Here is a 21,698-nt window from a genome sequence, read left to right as displayed (position 1 = left end):
TATCTGACTATAGAAATAGCCACTCAATTTTCAATACAAGAACTAGATGATGATGTTTCTGTAGTAGCAGGGGGAGCAATGCCCGCCCTAATCACATTTCGTGGGTCTTGTCCACTATAAAATCTACAACTTTTTCTTTAGCTTGAACTAAAAAGAGGGGAAGATTAAATTAGGACGATTTAAGATAAATTTCCCAAAAAAATAGTTAGATAGCAGCGATCGCGCTCTGTGGAAAATACAAGGGAAAGTACAAGCGTGGCGAACTGACTTTTTCTGCGCGAGGCGTTATCCTCGCTTCCAAGGTACGCGATCGCGCTCTGTTCGCATCGCCCCTGGAATGAGTAATCTGTTATAGCAGGGAGAAAGCGGTGTGAAGCAGGAGGTTGTTGATGAGCGATCGCGTAGCGGATACCCTTGGGACTGTTCGCCGCTTCAAGTTGATGCTAATCGATGATGACCCGATTTTTCGGTTGGGTCTTAGCACCGCTTTGGCGTCGTTTCCCGACCTACAAGTCGTTGCCGAGGCGGATAGCGTTGCTGACGCTTTGCAGACGTTGGCAGATGGAGTTGGTACAGACAACGCTCCAAATCTGGTGATTTTAGAACTAAACTTAGGTCGCTCTAACTTGTCTTTGGGGGGATCGATCGGGTTGCAGCTGTGCCAGGAATTAAAGACGCAATTCCCGAAATTACCGATATTCCTTCTCAGCCAACGACTCACGCCAGAGGAACTGATAGCAGCCAGAACCCTAGGCGTCGAGGGCTATTGCCCCAAAGGCACCGATCTCTCGGTTCTGGTGCCAGCGCTTCGTCAGGTAGCCGTTGGGGAAGTTTGCTGGTCAGAACTCGTACAGACGCAAAACGACGCGCCTGTAGAAGCCTCAGATGTCATACAAAGTCGTTCATCCTTGCTCTGGCAAATCCGTCAGTCGGGACTACGGCAAATCGATACCGCGATCGCCCAGGTGACAAACCAAGTACAAAACCCCAATCTTTCGACACTAGACTGGTTCATCCTAACGGGACGGCGACGAGAATTGCGGACAGCCCGTTGGCTGGTCAATCAGCTGTTACCTGTGGCGACGACCGGCGCAAGAAATCAGGTGGCAGGGACGGGTTTTACTGACCCCCCTGAGGAAAACCCGAATGACCTCCTCAACCCACCTAGATCGGGAAGTCGCGATCGCCGCAGTGGGATTCCTCTCCCTACCCCGGAACCGAGGAGAAGAAATAATCCCTCGTTAGACTCAACACTCGCGACTCAGTCCTCAGCACTTTCTGAATCCTCGATCCTCAGCCCCCTGCTAGACGCTACTTTAAATAAACTTCAATTTGGGCTAAAAAATCTGACTGGCTCTCCGTTGGAAATTGATATTCTGCTGGAAGAAAAGAAACGGGAATTGCTTTATCTGATCTTGCGTAAATTCGAGGATGTCTTAGAGGAACTGCGCTTTTCCCAGCTACAGCCGGAAGCGATCGCTCTGAAGCACTCGCTGATTCTGCGGGATTTGTGGCAAGCGTCTACCACTGATTTTTTTGGCAAATATTGCACAATCCAAGTTGGAAACCTTGAAGTAGATATTGTCAATACATTGTTACAGGATGCAACAATTATTCAACAATCTTTTCTAGATAAAATTCCTCTGGTTGTCGAAATCATCAACTATTTGCTTTTTCAAACTCCGCTGATGATTGATAATGTTTCCTACTCTTTTGGGACACCGGAAGCGCGGGATCGAGCAGAAGTTATCTTGGAGAATTTATTAATTCAAATTGCCAATAGCGTTGTCCAACCCCTGCTGAACTATTTCGCAGATGTGGAAGCAATTAAGCAGATTTTTTACGATAGACGGTTAATTTCATCGCGGGAAATTGCTCGATTTCGGAACAATCTATCGTGGAAATATCGTTTAGAAAGATATGTGGGTGAGCCAACCGCAATTTTTGAAAGCCGATATCTTCTGCTAGCGCTAGGTGGCATTGGAATCAAAAAAATCTCTATTTATGCCCCCCGCACTAATGAATTACAGCAACTCAGGGGTGCCCAACTCGCTTGTACGTTAGCGCTAGAAACTAGAGATGCGATCGCGCCACGTCTGCGCTCAACGGTTGCCTTCCTAGGTAGCGGTGTTGTTTACGTCCTCACGCAAGTAATCGGCAGAGGCATTGGCTTAATTGGACGCGGCATCATTCAAGGCATTGGCACAACGTTACAAGAAACTCGGTTTGGCAAAAATGGCGAACGCCAGAAGTAAAAAAGGCAGGTGAAAAAGGACAAGTAAAAAGGGTAGGGGTGCAGGGGCATTCTACCTCGTTCTCTGTTCCTTCTCCTCGATTTCCATAAGATTAACTCATAGGAAGATATACTCAGGCTATTCCTGAAGGTTAAACAGTTTTCAACCGCTGCTCCGATAAAATTTAAACACTTGAATCAGGCAATCCGATCGTGAGAAATTGCGACTGCCACCACAATCTCAGCGTTCAGTATAGAGATGAAGGGAATCAATGATGCAGCCCAAGAGATGATAGCAACCTACGATTTACGTCTGGTTGGGCTTTCGATGGCGATCGCGATCGCGGCTTCCTACACGGCGCTGGATTTAGCGGGACGAGTCACGGCGGCTCAAGGACGTGGGCGGAAGCTGTGGCTAGCGGGAGGTGCGATCGCGATGGGAAGTGGCATTTGGTCGATGCATTTTATCGGAATGCTCGCCTATTGCCTGCCAATCTCAATGGCTTACGATTTCCCCACCGTCTTGGTTTCGATGGGAGTCGCAGCGATCGCTTCCGCCGCAGCTTTGTATATCGTTAGCCGCGAACAAATGGGTTGGCGAAGATTACTCGCAGGTGGCATTTTCATGGGCTGTGGCATTGCCGCGATGCACTATACAGGCATGGCGGGGATGCGGTTAGAAGCGACCGTTACCTATGACCTTAGACTGGTAGCAGTTTCGATGGCGATCGCCATTAGTGCTTCCTGGATCGCCTTGTGGTTAGCTTTTCATCTGCGTACAGCGGCGACATTAACCGGGAACTTGCGAAAGATCGGCAGCGCGATTGTCATGGGATGCGCGATCGCAGGGATGCACTATACCGGGATGGCAGCGGTAAGCTATCAATCAACCAATCCCTCCGGGATGGAGTTGTCGCTGATGATGGACAATTCTTGGCTGGCAGTTGAAATTGGAATTGCCACGACGATCGTGCTAGCGCTAGCGCTGCTGGGTTCTGTCTTCGATCGACGGCTGAAAATTGAGCTTGCCAGAGCAGAGGCACTGCGGGAAAGCGAAGAGCGATTCCGGGCTTTAGCGCAGAATGCCTCTGACATTCTTGTGATTGTTGCAGCTGATGGCACAATTCGCTACACCAGTGCCTCCATTCAATCGATTTTGGGCTACGAACCGGAAAATTGGCTCTCGAAAAAAGCAATTGAAATTGTTCATCCGAGCGATCGCTCTCAGGCAGAGAAACTATTAGCAGATGCACTGAATTCTCCAACTAGCAAATCTCCAACTAGCAAAATTACCGCACAGTTTCGCCTCCAGAAAGTCGATGGCTCTTGGCGAGATTTTGAAGCGATCGCCAATAATTTACTAGATGTGAAGAGTGTAGCGGGTATCGCGATCGCTTACCGCGACATTACCGAGCGCCAGCGATCGCAGGAGTCGCTGCGGGAAAGCGAACAACGATTTCGCCTGATGGCAGATATGGCTCCCGTGATGTTGTGGATGTGCGATTGCGACAAAACTTGTAATTATTTTAATAAAGGCTGGCTCAACTTTACTGGCAGGACTTTAGAAGAATCAATCGGCATGGGGTGGACGCAAAGCCTCCATCCTGACGATCTTCAGCAGTGTGTAGAAACATACCGCACTGCCTTTGATGCCCGCGAAAATTTTGAAATGGAATACCGCCTGAGGCGCTTTGATGGCGAGTATCGCTGGGTTTTCGATCGAGGCGTTCCCCGGCTGACTCCAGGCGGGAGCTTTGTCGGTTATATCGGCTCTTGTATAGACATTACCGAGCGCAAGCAAGCCGAACAAGAGCGCGAAAAACTGCTAGTTTACGAACAACAGGCGAGAATGGCAGCTGAAGAAACCAATCGCCTGAAGGATGAGTTCTTAGCAACCCTCTCTCACGAGCTTCGCACCCCCCTCAACTCAATGCTGGGATGGACTCAGTTGCTTCGGACTCGGAAGCTTGACGAAGCGATTATTGTGCGGGCAATGGAGACAATTGAGCGTAATGCTCGGTTGCAAACACAGCTAATTGAGGATTTGCTGGATGTTTCGCGGATTATTCAGGGGAAATTTCGCCTTTATGTCCGTCCGCTAGAGCTATCCTCCGTCATTGAAGCTGCGATCGCGACCATCCAACCGGCGGCTAGTGCCAAGTCGATTCGATTGGAGTCTTTTCTTGATTCCTCCGCAGGGCTAATCTGCGGCGATCCCGACCGCTTGCAGCAAGTTGTATGGAATTTACTGTCGAATGCAGTCAAGTTTACACCCAAACGGGGGCGAGTCGAGGTGCGGCTGGAGCGGAGCAACTCTTGGGTTGAGATTCAAGTCAGCGACACCGGACAGGGAATCGCTGCCGACTTTCTCCCCTATGTGTTCGATCGTTTCCGTCAAGCCGATAGCTCCATCACCCGGTCATACGGCGGACTGGGACTGGGGTTAGCCGTCGCCCGCCACTTGATAGAACTGCACGGAGGTACCGTCTCTGCCCAAAGTCCGGGAGAAGGACAAGGCGCGACCTTTAGAGTAAAGCTGCCGATCCTCGCTGTCCTCATCGAGCCAAAGGATATCGAGCAGGGATTCTGGACAAGGGACAACGAAGGACTCTCAGAGTGTCCTCCAGGACTCAACGGATTGCGAGTGCTGGTAGTCGATGATGAAGCCGACGCCCGTGAGTTGCTGACGGTTATCTTGCAACACTACGGAGGCGAAGTGATGGCAGTTGCATCCGCAAAAGAGGCAATGGCAGTCTTAACTGACGATGCTTCGGATTGGCGTCCGGATGTCCTGGTGAGCGACATCGATATGTCGAACGAGGACGGCTATACTTTTATCCGCAAAGTTAGGGCGCTGGATGCACAACAAAAGGGAATTCCAGCTTTGGCTCTGACAGCGTATGCCAGAGAAGAAGATCGCTCGCGGGCTGTCAAAGCTGGCTTTCAGACACACGTCGCGAAGCCAGTGAAACCATTAGCATTGGTGGCAGCGATCGCCCATTTATCCAGACGATGCAAATGAATCGGAGAATCGTCTCCAGACGCAATCAATCTCGTCTGGAGACGGGGAGTTTAACTCCACCCCTGCCCCTCCTCCCTTCAGGGTAGTTTCATACAAGAAGAGAAAAAACTTGGTAGAGTTGATTGGCTAAAGCGCGTTGCGCCTGAGGGATAGTTCGGAAACCAAGAAATCTGGCGATGGTAATGAAAAAATTGTGTAAAATCGCCCAATTAACCGGAGCATTGCCACCGCGTCGGGGTGGAAAGTCTTCAGCGAAGGTAACATCTCTAACCCAATGGAGCCGGTTTTCAATCCCCCAATGTCCAATGGTGTCGGCTAGAAATTGGTTGGCACACAGGGATTGACTGCTGATGTAAAACTGACAATCATGAAAGTGTTGACCATCCCGAAAGCCCTCTCGTTCGACAAGGTTCCATCAAGCCGCGTCGTACTGCTTCACTCATTGCTTGGGCTTTCTATAACAAGCCTTCTTCGTAAACCTGCATCAGCGCTAGTAACTCGGAACGTTGTGTTTGTGTAAGTGTCCCATCTTGTTGTCTGTCCAACAGTCTACTCAGACTTTGGTCTTGATCCGGTTCCATCTGAAGCTGCGCTAAAGCCATCACTTCATCATCAAATAAAGCTGATACTGGTTTAATTGCTTCTGAGTGTAGACCAAGTGGTGATAGTGAAAGCTCAATTGTATCTGCCAGGACATCAGCGACATCTCGGCTGCTCAGTTGTGCTAGTCGCTCAGCTCTACGGTAAACCTCATCTGGCAGGGTAAGAGTGACTTGGGTACTCATAAGAATATTTTGTGTAAAAGTTTTCTTTATTGTGGCAGAGGAGAGCGATCGCGCAAGCGTGAAGGGGATGCGATCGCTCAGTCACCCAATAGGTTCAGAGCCTCATAATTTTAACCTTAATCAAGTTAGACAACAAACAGTAGCGGTATCCTAGCCATAGATAATGACTTTTTAAAAGTAAATCAATACATTTATCTTTGTGGGAAGTTGCTGACAATGAAGGTTCTCAACTTAAGCTTCCTGCTATTCTTTTAGTTCCGTAGTAATAAAATGTCACCAAGTAATCAGCCACCTCAAAAGCCTGGTAATGAATTACCAAAACTTCTTGACAAATTTTTAGAAGCTACATCACATATTCGCTCTCTCTTAAAAGACAAAGCTACATCTTCAGCTATAGAGGACTATTTATCTTCTATTGAAACTGAACTCAAAGCTGCAATAGATGATTTTGAAAAAACTAATCCAACCGAACTGCCTAGTGCTAAGCTAAAAGATGTGGATGTAGTTCCTATGGGACTACAGTTGAGGCTGTTGGCGACTGATATATGGAAAAAAATCAAGCTCTAAATAAAGGTTACAATACTATTGTAGTATAGCTTGCTACATTACAATGCTTTCACAACTTAAAAATAGGTATTTTCATCATTTCTTCTACGAGATAAGTCTTGCATATTCTCAATTTTTAATCTATTTATACACCTGCTCTTTTAAGTAGTTAAGGTACTCATTAAGAAGACTCGTATTGCCTGATAGCTCTTTTAGCCTTCCTCGTTTTTCGATGAGGTTAATTGCAAATCTGTATATTTCAATTGCATCGGGCAAGCCTGAATTTAAAGCCTGTTTCATACTATAATCCTTGAAGTCAATTGGATTCTTCTCCATGTTAAACACACTGTCCATCAACCATTTTACACACCCACTAATATCTCCATAAAATAATTTCAATAATCGGTCTTCAATTGGGTATTGTTTTTTAGTTTCATCAACTATATTTTGCACAAATAATACAAAGTTTTCTTCTTTTTGTAGCCAATTCACTATATGATCAGCAGCTTGGCGCTTTTGTAAATATTGCTCGTAAGTTATGTTTACCTCATCTAGACTTGTCATAATATCTTGATATTTTTTAGTTCCTATACTGTTTTCTAAAGGTTTTAGCATGCTCTTAAAATTATTTATATTTTTTACCCAATTTGCCAAGTACAAGCTAGCTTTCCTTTCTGCTTCCTGATTCGACTCGCTCTTAATTTCGCTCTCAATCTTGGCGTTAACATCATTAACATATTTAAAAATATAGGCTCCCCATGTTCCACCGATAGTGAACAATACAGGATAAATTAGCTTTTGTAGCTCAGTCAACTTGCGGCTATCCTGTCCCAACGTGTAAGCAATACAGAAAATATAGACAGAGAACCCAATCCCTAAAAAAGCGACTCGTTCCGGGTCAAAAAACTTTTTTTTCATCTAACTGCCTCCGAATAGAGAACTAAAGGCTATGTACACAACCTATATCGCACAGAGCCATAGATCAAGCTTTCTGAAGGGATTGGGGATTGAGAAGAGTTTTGTCTAGTCCCCAAGCTCTAATCTCCACCCCAAATATCTAGTTGTCCCCGCATGGAATATATTCCTGCGGGGAGCATGACGAGCTAAAGCTCGATTCTCAAAATCGCCTCTAGAAGTTCCGGCTCTTCCTCTATTGCTTTACGGATACGCGAAATCACATATGATGCTGTATTCTTGTTGACCCCAATCTCCTTGGCAAGCTGACGCCCACTGATGCCTGCTGGTGAATTTAGGACAAGAGGAATTGCCAAAAACCATTTGTTCAAGTCTACATAAGTTTTGTGAAATAGAGTACCGACTGTAACACTATATGAAGTGAAGCAAGTATAACAGTGGTATCTGCGTTGATTCTTCATAGCTGTAGCATTTGTCGATTCGCAGTAGGGACACTTTGGCTTTCCACCCCAGCGAATTTGTTCAAGAAGGGCAATGCAATCCTCGTGGTTTCGTGTCATCTTAAAACTCAGAACTCTGAGCTTTAAGATGGATTACAAGTTCAAGCCTTCAACTGCCTATTTGCGTCTGTAAGCCGTTTGGGATATGCGATCGCCTGTAAATTATTGATAAAGCAAAACCCCAAGGCAGTCAACCTTGGGGCTTCGTGGGTCTATTCTCAATAAAATTTACTTAAGCGATAGAAAAGACACAGCAGGCGATCGCGATCGCCTCAGACTTTCTCCTACGCGCCTCTTCAAGCTTGAACTACCGTAAAGCTTGCGTATCGAACAATTTATCAGCCCAAGCCACATCTGCGTCTGATAGCGATCGCACTAGCTCATAAACCTAATCTATTGAACCCCGCAAAACAATTAAGAACAGGTTGTGCCTACACCACATTGATCGTCACTTTTCAGCCAACCCTTAACACCTCGATATTCAATCTGCGCCCATTGTCCCTGACAGCCTATTAATTTAACATCGGTTCTACGTGGAACTCGTGCAATTTTTCGGCTTTGCTGACTGGGACTGGCATAAAGATTAACGCCATTCGTTTCATAGCCCCTTGTTGCAGTGCCTAACATGGACAAAAACACCCAGCCAGTTCCCTGAAAGCCGCCGATTTCTCTATAAGCATTCGTAATTTTTACCCAATTTCCAGAGGAAGCGATGATTTCAACTGACTCGTATGTGGGAATTTTTCCCAAAATTCGACTATTACTACTTGGGCTGCTACGCACATTTAAACCTTGCGGATCTTTGTCTATGACGACGGCAGAAATATCGCATTTTTTTTCATTAACTGGTTGCGCTAATACGCTAAGATTAGCCGTGCCAGTATTGATAACCCAGCTCATGCTAGCTAGCGCTAATCCCACGGTTAGCTTTGATGCTGTCTTGTTCGCCTTTTTAGCCATAATTTTCCCAATTATTTAACACCAGCATTGGTGCTGGTGCCAAACAATTACTTCATATCGTAGCCAAACAATTTCGGATCAACTTCTCCTAATTGCAAGTCGGCTAAACCATACTCTGCCCAGCGTCGTTCCACCATCGCCGCCACATCTGGATCGGATTCCAAAGGTTCGCCCCATTCATGTTCGGTTTCAGGAGGAATTTTCGTAGTCGCATCAATTCCCATGCGTCCGCCTAAACCAATTTTTTCGCTGGCGAAATCCAAAGTATCAAAAGGCGTATTCGGCAAAATGAAAACATCACGCACCGGGTCAACTTTAGAACTAATTGCCCACACCACTTGACGCGGATCGCGGATGTTAATGTCTTTATCTACGACAATCACAAACTTGGTGTAAGTAAACTGAGGTAACGCACTCCAAAAAGCTAAGGCTGCACGTCGCGCCTGACCCGGATATGCCTTATCAATGGAAATAATCGCCGCTTTATAACTCAACGCCTCCATTGGGAGGAAGAAATCAACAATTTCTGACACTTGTTGCCGCAAAATCGGCGTGTAGATGCGGTTCAGTGCGATCGCCATCATCGCTTCTTCTTTCGGCGGACGACCGCTAAAAGTTGTCATATATATTGGGTCTTTGCGGTGCGTCATGCACTGAAAGCGAATCAACGGCGAATCCTCGACACCGCCGTAATAACCCATGTGATCGCCAAATGGTCCATCTGACAGCACTTCCCCTGGTGTAATCGTGCCTTCTAGGACAAATTCCGAGTCGGCTGGCACTTCTAAATCCACCGTCTTACACTTCGCCAACTGCACCCCAGAACCGCCGTAGAGTCCCGCAAACAGCCATTCTGATAAATCGACTGGAATTGGTGTTGCCGCAGCCATGATGATCAGAGGGTCAACACCGAGTGCGATCGCAACTTCCAACTTTTTCCCCCGTTCCGCCGCCTTGCGTAGATGTCTCGCACCACCCCTCACCGATAGCCAATGCACCGTCATCGTGTTGTGCGATTGCAGTTGCAGTCGGTACACCCCCACATTCGGCGTACCCGTCTCGCAATCCTTGGTAATGACCAGCCCTAGCGTGATTATCTTCCCAGCATCCCCAGAATAAGGACGAATTAACGGCAATTGGTTCAGATCCAGATCATCACCTTGGATAACCACTTGCTGACAGGCTGGGAAAAAATCGCGCCCCGGTTTCGCCTTCAGCACATCAAATAGCACCTTGCCAAACTCCACCGCCTGAGAAATCTTCTTCGGTGGCTTCGGCTGTTGCAACATACTCAGCTTTTTGCCCAGTTCCTCCAACTCCAACGGATGCTGCATATTCATCGCCCAGCAAATCCGTTCAACTGTACCCATCAGGTTCACCGCTACCGGATAAGCTGACCCTTTTACATTTTCAAATAGCAGCCCAGGGCCACCGCGTTGTAACATCCGGTTAGAAATCTCAGCAATTTCCATATCTGGGTCAACTAGGGCATCGATTCTCCGTAACTGCCCTCGTTCTTCCAGTAGCTTGATGAATCCCCGCAAGTCTCTTGCCATAGTAAAGATTAAGAAGTATAAAGCACTTTCTTTTATTATGAGGGGAATCCTAAACCTAAGAGCGCTCCCTAGAGACTTTAGGGATACGCCGCCTGAATATAACCCAAAAAAACTATGCCAGATAACGTTCGTGTGGCTTCGGTCAATGATTCTGCTGTTATTAATGAAATTAGCTTCTGTATCTATCAATCCATTATTTTCATTCAGCAACAGCAGCCAAAATTATTAACTGAAAAGTACCGGAATGTTCCCTGGAGTGATGCTCCTTACCAATCCTCCTTCCTCTTAAAATTGCAAACAGAATTCAACAAAGCACCTGATAGAGACACACTAATTAAAACAGTACAAAAGTTACTGCGATTAATCTTAACTCCTCAATGTTTAGAATTACCGATATCTAGTAAATTAATAGAAAAACTTCGTATCTTAATCGATTCATCATCTGAAATAGCTCCCAGAAATGGCTCAGCCTTTTCACATCCAGCAGAAGCGCCACGAGTGCTGATTCCAGAGCAACATATCGCGATTTTGCTTTTGGATGCCGAAAACTTACAACTCGATACCGAAACAGAAAAATTTTTAACAACCGTCTGTACTTACTTTATCCAAGTTAAAATTGCCTTTGCCAATTGGCGGCGCATGGGTAAATTAGATGCGGAATTGCATGAACGCGGCTATGATTTAATTCACGTTCCTGCTGGTAGAGATAACGCTGATGGAAAAATGATAGCAGTTGGCTTATCAATCCGGGAACACTACCCAAAAGGTAAGGAAGTCTTAGTTTGTTCATCAGATACGGTGATGACCAATCTTTGCAACCATCTTCAGAAATACGGGTTAACGGTATATCGGGTTTTTCGACACGGTTCTAATATAACTGTATCTAACTATAAAACAGGTGAAATTGAAACTTATACGCCTAAACACTTACCCGTTATTCCACCATTAATGCAATGTATTAGTTATTTAAAAACGTTGCTTGTCGAAGAACAAGAACGGGCTAAAATTCAGTGGGTAAAGTTATCTACCCTATCTCAGCTATTTTACGAAAAGTACGAAATTACTATCAATCAAGTTGTTGATAATTATAGTCCCGGTAAGACTGATAAAGATATTTTCATAGATAAACCCTCAGATTTTGTAGTACATCAACTCCCCGAAACTTCTGAGGTATATATAACTCTATTTAAAGTCGGTCAAGTGACCAAAACGACTAAACAAGAGCCTGAGTTAAAAACTGATAAAACTCAAGCCGGGAATCAGACTTTAGTTGAACCCCAAAAAGCGCCAGAAAATTCTAAACTTGAACAGCAATCAGACGATAAACTTCAAGCTTTATCTACTATTACTTCTCTAGCAGAACTAGAAAATGCAGTTTTAAATATTATTCAGGCAATGCAAGTCCAGTCCCTAGATGCTCAAATCTCAATAATGGCGTTGGGTGGAGAGTTTAGGAAAGTTTATGGTCAATCCCCTACTGCATTGGTTAAAAAATTAAAACCAGGTACTAATTTTACCCAATTTTTACAGTCATGCTCTAAATTAAAAGTTGAGAAAAATGGGCAAGGTTATCAGGTAGCGATCGCTCACGCTTCTTTATCTAAAATCACATCCTGTCTTGAGCTGGAACAAGTGTTATTAAATATGTTAAATAGTCTAGCGTCTGAATCTTTAAAAAAATATATTCCCCTAGAAACTTTAGGAGCAGAATTTCATAAAAAGTACAATCAGCCAATCACTGAAATTATTAAACAATTAAATTTAGAAGGTAGCTTTACTCAATTTTTAAAGTCTTGTAGTTGCTTCAATGTGGAGAAAATAAATAAAGGATATCAAGTAGCGATCGCTCAGAATTCCTAAATCAAAACTTAATCCATTGCCTATCTCAAGCGAATTAATTCTTAGATGCCAAAAAGGCTTTGAATTCGTTGTCTGATTCGGATTAAAGGAGTCTGTTCGGAGACTTCTTCTGTCAGTATTCCCAAATCTCGTAACGCCTGTTGTCGTTCTGATAACTTTTGGGCAATCTGATCGGCTAACTCCTGATGCGTGACTAAAAGCTTCTGTAAGTCGTTGCGGTCTACGACAAACAAAATGGAATCTTCCAAAGTGCGAACTGTTGCTGAGCGAGGAGTTCCTAGTAACAAAGAAATTTCTCCAAAAAATTCCCCTTTGTGAAGCGTTGCAATATATTTCTCTGCTTTTTGAGAAAAGACTTCTACAGAGCCAGTCAGAATAATATAAAATGAATCGCCAGGGTCATTTTCTTGACAAACAGCCTGTCCGTTTGGATACAGTTGTCGATATCCGTACTCAATCAATTGACGCAGTTCTAAATCCGTACACGACTCAAAGAAAGTGACTCTCCGCAACAAATCGCGCAGCGTCCAATTATCGGGGGATTTGGGAAGAACTTTGGGGTTGGGTGTGATAGTACTATTGTGCGAATTGACTTTGCCATTAGGAACATCTGTCGCGCTGGTTTTATGAAACCGATGCGTTATTTCTTCTAAATTGCGAATGTGGATATCCCTCTGGGGAAAAGGAATCTCGATTCCCCGGTCGCGAAATTCATTCTCAATCGCAAAGTTTAAAGAACTTTTGATGGGATCGCTACCCTGCGGTCGATCGATCCAAACTAATAGCTCAAAATTTAAAGAACTTTCCCCAAAATTTTTAAACCAAACTTTAGGAGCAGGAGAAGATAAAACGCCTGGTTCCATTCGAGCAGCCGCTAAAAGTGCCTCTGTGACTAAGATGGGTTCGCTCCCATAGGCAACTCCTATCGGGATGTGGATGCGACACTTTGGGTCTTTATAAGTCCAGTTAATAATATGGTTTTCTACAAATCGAACATTGGGAACGATGACAAAAACGCCATCCAGTGTCCGAACAATTGTAGAACGAATAGAAATATTTTCTACAGTTCCTAAAAGACCATCAACTTCAATAAAGTCTCCGGCTCTAATCGGTTGTTCAAAAAGTAGCGTCAATCCGCTGATAAAGTTGCTGGATAAATTCTGTAATCCAAATCCCAACCCAATCCCAATCACTCCAGCGAATACTGTTAGAGAACTCAGGTTGATGCCTGCCGTTTGCAGGACAATCATAAATCCGAAACCGGCTAAAAGGTAGCCGATGACCGCTGCGATCGCTTCTCGCGTTCCTCGATCCAATTTCACCCGCACCAGAATTTTCCGCTTAATCCACTCGCTGGTAGCGCGAGAAGCGATAAAGACAGCGATCGCTAACAAAATCAGTTGGACAATCGAACCGAGAGAAAGACGGGTGTTGCCGATTTCAAAAACCGGGGTTGTAAATAGCTGGGATAAGTCAGCAAATATTTCCCCTGTCTCTTTGACTATCCAATCCATGATTTACTCAACCTGAAGCAGGAACTCTCACGCACTTTGTCCATCACAGCCTCGATTTTTACGAAATGTCAAGGTTTTACCTGGGAAGTCTGCTCATTTTCGCGGTTTCTGCTTTGAGAGGCTCTACCAGGAAATGCCTACTGGATGGGCTGCTGCTGCGCTTAGGTGCTACTACGGTGTTCCCCACCTTTTCCTAGAGTTTCTCGGTGATGGCGGCAAGCAAGAGCCTCCTGAGAGCGTTCTTAGGCGAGGTCTCCTCACCTTGGAAACGAGAAATCACTGGTTTGAGCAGAATGAATCGCGGTCAGTATGATGGGAGAGGATGTAAAGAAATGTAAAGGAATATGCAAGATAAAGTCGTTGTCATCGTTGGTGCTACCGGCGGCATTGGTTCTGTCTTAACTCGCAAACTAGCACCGATGGGGGCGCGGTTGGTACTAGCGGCAAGAGATAGCAGTCGGTTGGAAAACTTGGCATCTGGACTCCCTCAAGTCTTAACCGTACCGACAGATATTACTAAACCGCAGCAAGTGGAGACGCTAATGGAAAAAGCGATTGCCCACTTTGGTCAAATTGATGTTTTAGTCAATGCGGCGGGCGCTGGCGTCATGAAGCAGTACAACCAGTTAGAACCCGCAGATTTAGACGCCATGCTTGATGTGAACTTAAAAGGCAGCTTCTACACCTGTCAGGCAGCAGCGGAGGCAATGAAGGAGCAGAAAAGCGGTCATATCTGCAATGTGGTGGGGATTCTGGGCAAGCACTCGATGGCGATGGCAGCGGCTTATTGTGCCTCAAAGTTTGGCGTCGTGGGTTTCAGCAAGTGTATGGCAGATGAGCTGAAGCGCTTCGGCATCAAGTTCACCCTATTCTATTTTGGCGGCGTTGATTCTCCTTTTTGGGATAATGTCAGCCTAAAAGTCGATCGCAAAAAGATGCTCAGCCCTGAAACTGCTGCTGATGCAATTCTGTTCGCGCTCAGCGCCGATCCGCAAGCGGTGCCGATGGAAATTAATATTCAACCAGAAAGCCACCTGTTTTTCTGAATCGTCATTGCGAACTGAGTACACCACGGATAAAATTTGCTGTTTTTTTACTGACTCTGTGCTGCTTTGCCATCTCCCACTCGGTTCTCAACAGGGCAGGGAAACCCAACACCTAAAGCACTCAGCGCTTTATCAAAGGAGGGATTCTTTCTCAAGAATGACCTGTAAATGCCAGGAAGAGGGCAAAATTTACACTCAGGTAGAGCTGCTCAGACTGGATAAACCATGAAAATTGACCACGTTCACTTCTATGTTGAAGATGCCAAAGCGTCGCGCGACTGGTTTGTGCTACTGCTGGGCTTTCAAGCAGTAGCCGCTGGGGTAAGCGACCACACTCGCACAGAAGTGGTCAGAAGCGGCTCAGTCTATTTTTTGCTATCTTCACCCCTGACATCGGCGAGTCCCGTTGCTCAGTTTCTGCACCAACATCCTCCTGGCGTTGCTGACATCGCTTTTAGCGTTCCAGACGTGGAAGAGGTGATGACGAAGGCGGTCAATGGAGGCGCTAAGGTATTGCAACCCATCCAAGAACAGCAACAGGGTAAGGTCTTGCTGAAGTGGGGCAAGATTGCCGCCTGGGGTTCTCTGAGTCATACCTTGATAGAAAGGCAGCCTAGGTTTGTTGAGCGCCAAGATAGAGGTTTTATTTGCACTTTTCCCCAGCTTGACTGGGATGGCGGAAAAGCCTTATGGGATGATGATTCCGAGCGGTTAGATGGCAGGAGCAACACCGGCTTCGCGTTTGGCGGCATCGATCATGTGGTGCTGAATGTGGCCGCTGGGGACTTGGATCGGGCAGTTGCTTGGTATGAAAAGACGCTAGCGTTTATACCGCAGCAGTCGTTTGCGATTCAAACCGAGCGTTCGGGACTGCACAGTAAGGTGATGCATCATCCGGATGGTTGGGTCAAGTTACCGATTAATCAACCCGCATCTGCGAATTCCCAAATTCAGGAATTTTTGGAGGTGAATCAGGGGCCAGGAGTTCAGCATATTGCTTTGCAAACGCCCAATATTGTGAATGCGATCGCCTATCTCCGTCAACGCGGTCTACCCTTTCTGCAAGTCCCCCGCACCTACTACACGCAACTGCTTCACCGGCAAGGACTTCAGCTATCGGAGGCTGAAATTCAGGAAATTGCGGTGCAACAAATTTTGGTGGATTGGGAGGAAAACTCTCCCGAAGCGTTGCTACTGCAAATCTTCACTCAACCGATTTTTGAACAACCTACTTTCTTCTTTGAGTTAATTGAGCGCCGCTTACAGGCACGGGGTTTTGGGGAAGGCAACTTTCGCGCTCTTTTTGAAGCGATTGAACGAGAGCAGATGAAGCGAGGTAGCCTGTATTGAGGAACCTATCGGCAGGCAGGTAAAAAAGGGGTAATTTGTGATTAATCTTAATCATATAGATTAACCCCTGCGTCTAAAAATGTTAAGAATTATCAGTGACTTCGACGGCCCAATTATGGACGTTTCGGAGCGATATTACCAAGTTTACCAGTTTTGTTTGGAACAGACGCGGCGGGAAGACCAGTCAGTGCGTCAGATGTCTAAGGAGGAGTTTTGGGGTTTGAAGCGATCGCGCGTCCCAGAACGACAAATCGGCATCCTTTCCGGTCTCGATGAAGAGCAAGCCCAAGCATTTGCGGCACTGCGGCGTCAAACCGTGCATACCATGCCCTATCTAGTTTATGACGCCCTGGCACCCGGAGCCGTTGACGCCCTGGAAAAAGTACAGGAAGCAGGCGTCGATTTGGTCGTACTAACCATGCGCCGTCAACGAGAGTTAGATTACGCTTTCGGTCGTTACGACTTAGCGCGATTTTTCCCAGAGAATCGGTGCTACCACCTGGCAAACGACTACGTGAAGACTCGTGACATCGACGACAAACCGCTGCTGATGGAACGCGCGATCGCGGAACTTCCTCCCGCCTCTGATGTGTGGATGATCGGGGATACCGAGGCTGATATGATTGCTGCAAAAAACCACGGCGTTAAGGTCATCGGGGTTTTGTGCGGGATACGCGATCGCGCTCAGCTTGAGCAATACCAGCCAGACTTGATCGTAAACAACCTTGGTGAAGCCGTAGATTTCGTGTTGAGTCAGCCGCTGCCTGAAGAATTAAACATAAAAAATGAAAAATTAAAAATTCTCTAATTAACTCTTAATTTTTCATGTTTAATTCTTAGCTTTAGCGCAGAAAGCTACTAACCAGCCAGAGAATAATAAACGTCACCACCGTGACGAATTTATCTGGCGTCAATCCGATATTGGAAATTTGCGTCATCAGCACATTATCGAGCAGCGTTCCCAATCCAATTCCAACGAACAACCCCAGCAGCGTCAGCAGGAAAGCGCGACCAAATTTCCGCTCTTTGCGATTGACCAAAAATAAAGTTAATCCAGCCCCTAACGCCATATTCAATGGCAGCATCGAATCATTGGTGCCTGGATAGGCTGTAATGGCGCTCAATGCCAAGAACAAACCGCTAGGCCACGCCACCTCCTGTAAGGAAGGCGTATCAATCAGATTTTGCAACCAAGCTGGGGAACGGTTGACCGGCACAGGAGTAAAAGTGGGAGGAGGCGCGATCGCCCGCTCTGGGAACCGAATCCGTTCCGGAACCTTAATTTTTCCCTCTTGGCGCATCCTCAGACGTTCCATTAAAATCGCATCGTAGGCCGTCTCCATCGCTTCCAGAAGCTCCTTCTCGCCATGATGCTCTTGAAGAAGGCGCTTGCGGGTCTCCTGAATTTCCTCAAAAGTTGCGTCTTCTGACAGTCCAAGCTTTTCGTAGGGATTTTGCTCGCTCATCCAAAACCTCCCAGAGATCTATTATTTTTAGCAGTCTTCATCGACTCAATCGTTTCTGGCAATCTAGCTCCCTATCTACACTGCCAGTTCCTCAGGCTAGAAGAAAGTATCGTTAGCCAGCCGTTCTAACCTATGTAACCTAAAACTCCCTAATTCCCGTTGCGAAAAGAAGATCTCCGACCCCATGAGAGCGCGATTGGAATACTTTCACGCTGATTGGAGAAGGTGCTACGGCTCTTGAAGGATGGAATGGTCATAAATTACTACATTTGGCAAAGTATCTATACATTTCCCGTGAAGTTTTGTCATACTGGTTCTTTGTTCAAAGCCGTTCAAGTCCTTGAAATCACTGCCTAATCGCAGTTGACCCTTAGCCTTGAGTGCCTACATTCATCCTATCCTCCAAGTTAGTTTAGCTTGATCCTTGAACACAAGCGCTTCTCTCGAAAGACACTTTTATTCGTTTACCAGCTAACCGTCAGATGATTTATCCGGATTCGCTCGGCAAATTTAATTTTTTTAGACAAAAAAGACTTAAAACAAACCGCCAGACTCCCCATCGTGGAGACTTGACGATTACGAGATATTTTCACTAACTGGGGAGAGCGACGATAATTGTCTAAAATGCTCATTACGTCATTAAGCTTGGGAATATTAATAAGGTAAGGAAGCGATTTTTCGCCTTCCAAAGCGCTTATTTCCCCGACTCGACCTGTTTGCTTAAAATACCGCTGTCCGTTAATCATAATCCAGTTCTTAGTGGAAAGTTATGGTCCTGGCTTCCGCAACTCACAAGATTCTTGTCGTGGATGACGATCCGGCCATCCGGAATCTCATCTATCGCTTCTTAAGTCAGCAAAACTATCAAATGGAGTCTGCTGAAGACGGCAAGACCGCCCGCGCCGTGTTTGATCAATTCAACCCAAACCTGGTGATTCTGGACGTGAATTTGCCTGACGCGAATGGCTATCAACTCTGCAAAGAATTGCAAAGCCGCACCGACGTATTAGTACTGCTGCTAACGAGTCGCGCCGACGAAAACGATAAAATCCACGGCTTCTCCCAGGGTGCGGATGACTACATTACCAAGCCTTTTAGCTTGGGAGAGTTAGGCGTCCGCGTCGGGGCGCTTTTAAAGCGCCATCGACCCCTGAAAGTCGCCGAACAGCAACGCCTCATCTTTGACAAACTAGTGATCGATCCAGTGCGTCGAGAGGTGAATCTGAGCGATCAACCAGTCCCCTTGACCGCCTTAGAATTTAATTTGTTGCATTTCTTGGCGAGTCATCCCGGTCGGGTTTGGCGTCGAGCCGAGTTAATCAAGGAAGTTTGGGCTTCTGACTACATTGGAGACCCACGGGTCGTTGACGTTCATATCGGGCAGATTCGCAAGAAGATAGAAATCGATTCTACTCAGCCTGAGTTAATTCAAACAGTTCGGGGCGTCGGTTACAAATTTGAAGTTCCGGGTAAACCCGAACTCAATGGCAAAGCGGAGCGCTGAAACGAATGGTTCAAGAACATCAAAGCCTAAAATCATAGTTTTTGCTAGGGAAAAAACGCTTGAGTTCTTTTTTGATGCCACGCAAGTGTCCGGAGAATGCCAATCGGTTCGCTATCCTACCCCCTCTCATCCTGCTAAGTCTGGTTATGAGTCTTCTGCTGGGGGCTTGCAGTGCCCCAGCTATTTCCCCAAAGGCATCTGAATCTACATCTACCACGCTGACTGTTGCTGCTGCTGCTTCGTTGAGCGAAGCTTTTACAGAGATTGCCACATCCTTTCAAGCTCAGCTTCCTACCTTTACCGTTCACTTTAATTTTGCCGCTTCTGGTTTCTTGCAAAAGCAAATCGAACGGGGTGCCCCCATTGATGTATTCGCGAGTGCAGCAGCTCGACCGATGGATGCTTTAGAAACGCAGAATTTGTTGCTTCCCCAAACTCGCAAGACGTTTGCCCGTAATCAATTAGTCGTGGTAGCAACGACTGCTCAAACTCCTTGGCTGAAGAAACTATCTGACTTAAGGGATAGTCGTCTGAAACGTTTAGCAATCGGTAATCCAGCTACAGTGCCAGCAGGAGAGTACGCAAAAATGGCTCTGGAAAAAGAAAATCTTTATAACAAACTAGAAAAAGAAGAAAAGTTAGTCTTTGGTGACAATGTGCGTCAAGTTTTGACTTATGTGGAGCAGGGAAATGTTGACGCCGCCCTTGTTTATGCAACGGATGCGGCGATATCGAAGAAAGTGAAGGCGATCGCCCGAATTTCCCTTGAATCAACTCGACCTATCCGCTATTGGATAGCGGTTGTCAAGCAAAGTCAAAATTCCCAGCAGGCAAAAGAATTCATCAACTTTGTTACTAGTAACAGAGGGCAGCAGATATTGCAGAAATATGGCTTTCTACCAGTCGCTGACAATTAGCGTCTACCCCCTTTCCTGTTCTATAGCAATTCTCTATTGGATGCACTACGGTTTAACCCCACTCCTGCCCTCTCCCAGCGAACGGGGAGGGGTTCGATATCCCCTCTCGGTTCATAAAAGGGGGTCGGGGGTGAGGTTCCTGTATATTCCACTAAGAGTGAGAATCGCTAGCGTGGCAACGAGAATTGCCAGTTTTAGCTGTGTTGCGATGAGCTAGTTGCGGGATTCTCTGACTTTCCGTTTGCTACTTTCTCTGAGTCAGCCTGGGGAAGTGTCTTGACAGCTTGTTCTATCTGCTCTGCTTCCTGCTTGAACTCAGTTTCAAATTCTCTGGATGCTTCCTGGAAGCCGCGAATTGCCTTGCCCATACTGCGACCAATTTCTGGCAACTTTTTGGGACCAAAAATCAAAAGAGCCACAACCATAATCAGCGCCATTTCCGGCAGACCGATGCCAAAGATATTCATAGGATTTTTCGTGCAAAAGGTTAACTTTAGTATAGAACCGACAAAAAAACCCGGTCTAGCCGGGAAAGCATCAGTGTTTTTTAATCGTGGCGTTATGTAAAGCCCAAGGACTTCGCGCCAGATTACAGTCGATTAACGCCCTAGGCTTTTCCAATCGACATCAACACCCTCAACGAGGAGTGAGGAATTGTAAAGTTGCAGAATAATCAGTAAAAAGACCAAAAATAGCACCATAAAGACGCCCATCAATGGCGTAGTGCCCCACCCCGGAGATACTTTCCCATATTCAGAGTTAAGGGGTTTGAGGACATCTCCTAACCAAGTCCGTTGTGCCATAGCTTTCCTAGGATCAATCTCGACAGAAGTTTTTAACGTTTTGTAATATTGTATAGGAACTGCTCTCATAAATTATATCACCTATGGAACCCGCAACAGTTCTTAGCATTTCTATCGCTACCTTTCTCGTCGCTATCACTGGTTTCACCATCTACACTGCGTTCGGGCCTCCTTCTAAGGAATTGAGCGATCCGTTTGAAGATCACGAAGACTAAAGCTTTCCGACGACTGACCCGTGTAGGGCGATCGCTCTTAGGGGTAAGCGTAGCTACACAAGATTGTCCTAATTGGGCGCTGATGATGCGCCAAGCCTGGAGTCGTTTGCATCCAGGTTTGGCTGCGGTGTCCGGTAGGATTTGAGCCTTCTCGATAGCAAAATCCTGCTTGTAGGCTGTGATGCGAGCGTTCATCTAGGTAGCGATCGCTTGACTCTGGATTCCCCCCAGGGGGGAATCCGCCAAATTGTAACTTTGATTACATTCTCCCTTAAAATTTATTGATATCTATACATTTAAGCTTTCAAAGTTCATCCAACAAATATTGATAGCTATCGGGTAAAAAAAATTAATAGCTTCTAGGGTTCCGGTTTACGTCTAAAGATTTAAACGGCTGGTCCGAGAGAAGCGAATCAGTCATGGAGTGTTTTTAGAAATTGAAACACGGACTGGTTACACGGCGGGAGAAAAGCCCGGGAGGTACATAGCAGAAGCTTATCTGTTAT

At 46.0% G+C, this 21,698-nt stretch carries 21 protein-coding genes, 1 pseudogene and 1 riboswitch; of the genes and pseudogenes, 11 read left to right on the top strand and 11 right to left on the bottom strand.

Translation table 11 applies throughout. The features are described from left to right. The first annotated feature begins 389 nt into the window (after positions 1-389). Together H6F52_RS06160 and H6F52_RS06155 are read left to right on the top strand one after the other, a co-directional pair. Entirely contained in the window at positions 390-2,255 is a 1,866-nt protein-coding gene (locus H6F52_RS06160; protein WP_190532827.1) for a DUF3685 domain-containing protein, read from the top strand. A 237-nt stretch (positions 2,256-2,492) separates the two neighbouring features. Next, on the top strand, positions 2,493-5,255 hold the full coding sequence (locus tag H6F52_RS06155; protein ID WP_190532824.1) for an MHYT domain-containing protein: 2,763 nt from the start codon (positions 2,493-2,495) through the stop codon (positions 5,253-5,255). Positions 5,256-5,445: 190 nt separating this feature from the next. On the opposite strand, the pseudogene H6F52_RS25660 reads toward H6F52_RS06155, so the two are convergent. Then, positions 5,446-5,556, bottom strand: a pseudogene (locus H6F52_RS25660) (ISAs1 family transposase); the annotation flags it as partial. Between the two features lie 154 nt (positions 5,557-5,710). After that, a complete protein-coding gene (locus tag H6F52_RS06150) occupies positions 5,711-6,040 on the bottom strand; it encodes a hypothetical protein (protein ID WP_190532821.1) in 330 nt (109 codons plus the stop codon). A gap of 270 nt (positions 6,041-6,310) precedes the next feature. Between H6F52_RS06150 and H6F52_RS06145 the strand changes: the two genes are divergently transcribed. Then, positions 6,311-6,607 (top strand): hypothetical protein, encoded by a 297-nt coding sequence (locus H6F52_RS06145; protein WP_190532819.1) that lies wholly within the window; start codon positions 6,311-6,313, stop codon positions 6,605-6,607. Positions 6,608-6,727: 120 nt separating this feature from the next. Here H6F52_RS06145 and H6F52_RS06140 read toward each other — a convergent pair whose 3' ends face one another. The 4 genes from H6F52_RS06140 to H6F52_RS06125 form a co-directional block, all read right to left on the bottom strand. Next, positions 6,728-7,504, bottom strand: coding sequence for a hypothetical protein (locus tag H6F52_RS06140; RefSeq protein ID WP_190532815.1), 777 nt, complete (start codon positions 7,502-7,504; stop codon positions 6,728-6,730). Positions 7,505-7,689: 185 nt separating this feature from the next. Then, positions 7,690-8,061, bottom strand: coding sequence for a transposase (locus H6F52_RS06135; RefSeq protein ID WP_190532812.1), 372 nt, complete (start codon positions 8,059-8,061; stop codon positions 7,690-7,692). 354 nt (positions 8,062-8,415) lie between these two features. After that, positions 8,416-8,961, bottom strand: coding sequence for an SH3 domain-containing protein (locus H6F52_RS06130; protein WP_190532810.1), 546 nt, complete (start codon positions 8,959-8,961; stop codon positions 8,416-8,418). Between the two features lie 47 nt (positions 8,962-9,008). Then, complete coding sequence (locus tag H6F52_RS06125) at positions 9,009-10,517, bottom strand: UbiD family decarboxylase (RefSeq protein WP_190532808.1); 1,509 nt, start codon at positions 10,515-10,517, stop codon at positions 9,009-9,011. 114 nt (positions 10,518-10,631) lie between these two features. Between H6F52_RS06125 and H6F52_RS06120 the strand changes: the two genes are divergently transcribed. Continuing rightward, positions 10,632-12,377, top strand: coding sequence for an NYN domain-containing protein (locus H6F52_RS06120; RefSeq protein ID WP_190532805.1), 1,746 nt, complete (start codon positions 10,632-10,634; stop codon positions 12,375-12,377). Positions 12,378-12,418: 41 nt separating this feature from the next. On the opposite strand, the gene H6F52_RS06115 is transcribed toward H6F52_RS06120, so the two are convergent. Then, complete coding sequence (locus tag H6F52_RS06115) at positions 12,419-13,891, bottom strand: cyclic nucleotide-binding domain-containing protein (protein WP_190532802.1); 1,473 nt, start codon at positions 13,889-13,891, stop codon at positions 12,419-12,421. A 344-nt stretch (positions 13,892-14,235) separates the two neighbouring features. Here H6F52_RS06115 and H6F52_RS06110 point away from each other — a divergent pair, with 344 nt between their 5' ends. The 3 genes from H6F52_RS06110 (at position 14,236) to H6F52_RS06100 (ending at position 17,095) form a co-directional block, all read left to right on the top strand. Next, entirely contained in the window at positions 14,236-14,937 is a 702-nt protein-coding gene (locus tag H6F52_RS06110) for an SDR family oxidoreductase (protein WP_190532800.1), read from the top strand. 225 nt (positions 14,938-15,162) lie between these two features. Next, complete coding sequence (hppD, locus tag H6F52_RS06105) at positions 15,163-16,287, top strand: 4-hydroxyphenylpyruvate dioxygenase (RefSeq protein ID WP_190532798.1); 1,125 nt, start codon at positions 15,163-15,165, stop codon at positions 16,285-16,287. A 79-nt stretch (positions 16,288-16,366) separates the two neighbouring features. After that, positions 16,367-17,095 carry an HAD family hydrolase gene (locus H6F52_RS06100; protein ID WP_190532795.1) on the top strand — a complete coding sequence of 243 codons (729 nt, stop codon included), beginning with the start codon at positions 16,367-16,369 and terminating at the stop codon, positions 17,093-17,095. 34 nt (positions 17,096-17,129) lie between these two features. On the opposite strand, the gene H6F52_RS06095 is transcribed toward H6F52_RS06100, so the two are convergent. Both H6F52_RS06095 and H6F52_RS06090 read right to left on the bottom strand, forming a co-directional pair. Beyond that, on the bottom strand, positions 17,130-17,753 hold the full coding sequence (locus H6F52_RS06095; RefSeq protein WP_190411412.1) for a CPP1-like family protein: 624 nt from the start codon (positions 17,751-17,753) through the stop codon (positions 17,130-17,132). Positions 17,754-18,217: 464 nt separating this feature from the next. Beyond that, positions 18,218-18,499: a hypothetical protein gene (locus tag H6F52_RS06090; protein ID WP_190532792.1), complete on the bottom strand. Its 282-nt coding sequence runs from the start codon at positions 18,497-18,499 to the stop codon at positions 18,218-18,220. Between the two features lie 23 nt (positions 18,500-18,522). On the opposite strand from H6F52_RS06090, the gene H6F52_RS06085 reads away from it, so the two are divergent. Beyond that, the gene (locus H6F52_RS06085; RefSeq protein ID WP_190411414.1) at positions 18,523-19,257 is read left to right on the top strand and encodes a response regulator transcription factor; all 735 of its coding nucleotides are present in this window, start codon (positions 18,523-18,525) and stop codon (positions 19,255-19,257) included. Positions 19,258-19,331: 74 nt separating this feature from the next. Next, positions 19,332-20,174 carry a molybdate ABC transporter substrate-binding protein gene (gene modA / locus H6F52_RS06080; protein ID WP_190532871.1) on the top strand — a complete coding sequence of 281 codons (843 nt, stop codon included), beginning with the start codon at positions 19,332-19,334 and terminating at the stop codon, positions 20,172-20,174. Between the two features lie 194 nt (positions 20,175-20,368). Here modA and H6F52_RS06075 read toward each other — a convergent pair whose 3' ends face one another. Continuing rightward, a complete protein-coding gene (locus tag H6F52_RS06075) occupies positions 20,369-20,641 on the bottom strand; it encodes a TatA/E family twin arginine-targeting protein translocase (protein WP_190411416.1) in 273 nt (90 codons plus the stop codon). 132 nt (positions 20,642-20,773) lie between these two features. Beyond that, complete coding sequence (psbH, locus tag H6F52_RS06070) at positions 20,774-20,977, bottom strand: photosystem II reaction center protein PsbH (protein WP_190411417.1); 204 nt, start codon at positions 20,975-20,977, stop codon at positions 20,774-20,776. 83 nt (positions 20,978-21,060) lie between these two features. On the opposite strand from psbH, the gene psbN reads away from it, so the two are divergent. Together psbN and H6F52_RS06060 are read left to right on the top strand one after the other, a co-directional pair. Then, the gene (gene psbN, locus H6F52_RS06065) at positions 21,061-21,192 is read left to right on the top strand and encodes a photosystem II reaction center protein PsbN (RefSeq protein WP_190411418.1); all 132 of its coding nucleotides are present in this window, start codon (positions 21,061-21,063) and stop codon (positions 21,190-21,192) included. After that, complete coding sequence (locus tag H6F52_RS06060) at positions 21,173-21,337, top strand: hypothetical protein (protein WP_190532789.1); 165 nt, start codon at positions 21,173-21,175, stop codon at positions 21,335-21,337. Before psbN ends, H6F52_RS06060 begins: the two co-directional genes overlap by 20 nt. A 203-nt stretch (positions 21,338-21,540) precedes the next feature. Continuing rightward, positions 21,541-21,674, top strand: a riboswitch (guanidine-I (ykkC/yxkD leader). Positions 21,675-21,698 lie beyond the last annotated feature (24 nt).

The sequence above is a fragment of the Coleofasciculus sp. FACHB-542 genome, assembly GCF_014695825.1.
Lineage (GTDB): Bacteria > Cyanobacteriota > Cyanobacteriia > Cyanobacteriales > FACHB-T130 > FACHB-T130.
The sequence above is the reverse complement of the archived record's forward strand: the minus strand, read 5'-3'. Positions and strand labels throughout refer to the sequence as shown.

Bases quoted from the DNA above. Each gene is read 5' to 3' on its own strand.
- modA (WP_190532871.1), top strand. From the start codon at position 19,332: ATGCCACGCAAGTGTCCGGAGAATGCCAATCGGTTCGCTATCCTACCC.
- H6F52_RS06075 (WP_190411416.1), bottom strand. From the start codon at position 20,641: ATGAATATCTTTGGCATCGGTCTGCCGGAAATGGCGCTGATTATGGTT.
- H6F52_RS06130 (WP_190532810.1), bottom strand. From the start codon at position 8,961: ATGGCTAAAAAGGCGAACAAGACAGCATCAAAGCTAACCGTGGGATTA.
- H6F52_RS06100 (WP_190532795.1), top strand. From the start codon at position 16,367: ATGTTAAGAATTATCAGTGACTTCGACGGCCCAATTATGGACGTTTCG.
- H6F52_RS06140 (WP_190532815.1), bottom strand. From the start codon at position 7,504: ATGAAAAAAAAGTTTTTTGACCCGGAACGAGTCGCTTTTTTAGGGATT.
- H6F52_RS06120 (WP_190532805.1), top strand. From the start codon at position 10,632: ATGCCAGATAACGTTCGTGTGGCTTCGGTCAATGATTCTGCTGTTATT.
- H6F52_RS06110 (WP_190532800.1), top strand. From the start codon at position 14,236: ATGCAAGATAAAGTCGTTGTCATCGTTGGTGCTACCGGCGGCATTGGT.
- H6F52_RS06135 (WP_190532812.1), bottom strand. From the start codon at position 8,061: ATGACACGAAACCACGAGGATTGCATTGCCCTTCTTGAACAAATTCGC.
- H6F52_RS06160 (WP_190532827.1), top strand. From the start codon at position 390: ATGAGCGATCGCGTAGCGGATACCCTTGGGACTGTTCGCCGCTTCAAG.
- H6F52_RS06090 (WP_190532792.1), bottom strand. From the start codon at position 18,499: ATGATTAACGGACAGCGGTATTTTAAGCAAACAGGTCGAGTCGGGGAA.
- psbH (WP_190411417.1), bottom strand. From the start codon at position 20,977: ATGGCACAACGGACTTGGTTAGGAGATGTCCTCAAACCCCTTAACTCT.
- H6F52_RS06150 (WP_190532821.1), bottom strand. From the start codon at position 6,040: ATGAGTACCCAAGTCACTCTTACCCTGCCAGATGAGGTTTACCGTAGA.
- H6F52_RS06115 (WP_190532802.1), bottom strand. From the start codon at position 13,891: ATGGATTGGATAGTCAAAGAGACAGGGGAAATATTTGCTGACTTATCC.
- H6F52_RS06095 (WP_190411412.1), bottom strand. From the start codon at position 17,753: ATGAGCGAGCAAAATCCCTACGAAAAGCTTGGACTGTCAGAAGACGCA.
- H6F52_RS06085 (WP_190411414.1), top strand. From the start codon at position 18,523: ATGGTCCTGGCTTCCGCAACTCACAAGATTCTTGTCGTGGATGACGAT.
- psbN (WP_190411418.1), top strand. From the start codon at position 21,061: ATGGAACCCGCAACAGTTCTTAGCATTTCTATCGCTACCTTTCTCGTC.
- H6F52_RS06155 (WP_190532824.1), top strand. From the start codon at position 2,493: ATGAAGGGAATCAATGATGCAGCCCAAGAGATGATAGCAACCTACGAT.
- H6F52_RS06125 (WP_190532808.1), bottom strand. From the start codon at position 10,517: ATGGCAAGAGACTTGCGGGGATTCATCAAGCTACTGGAAGAACGAGGG.
- hppD (WP_190532798.1), top strand. From the start codon at position 15,163: ATGAAAATTGACCACGTTCACTTCTATGTTGAAGATGCCAAAGCGTCG.
- H6F52_RS06145 (WP_190532819.1), top strand. From the start codon at position 6,311: ATGTCACCAAGTAATCAGCCACCTCAAAAGCCTGGTAATGAATTACCA.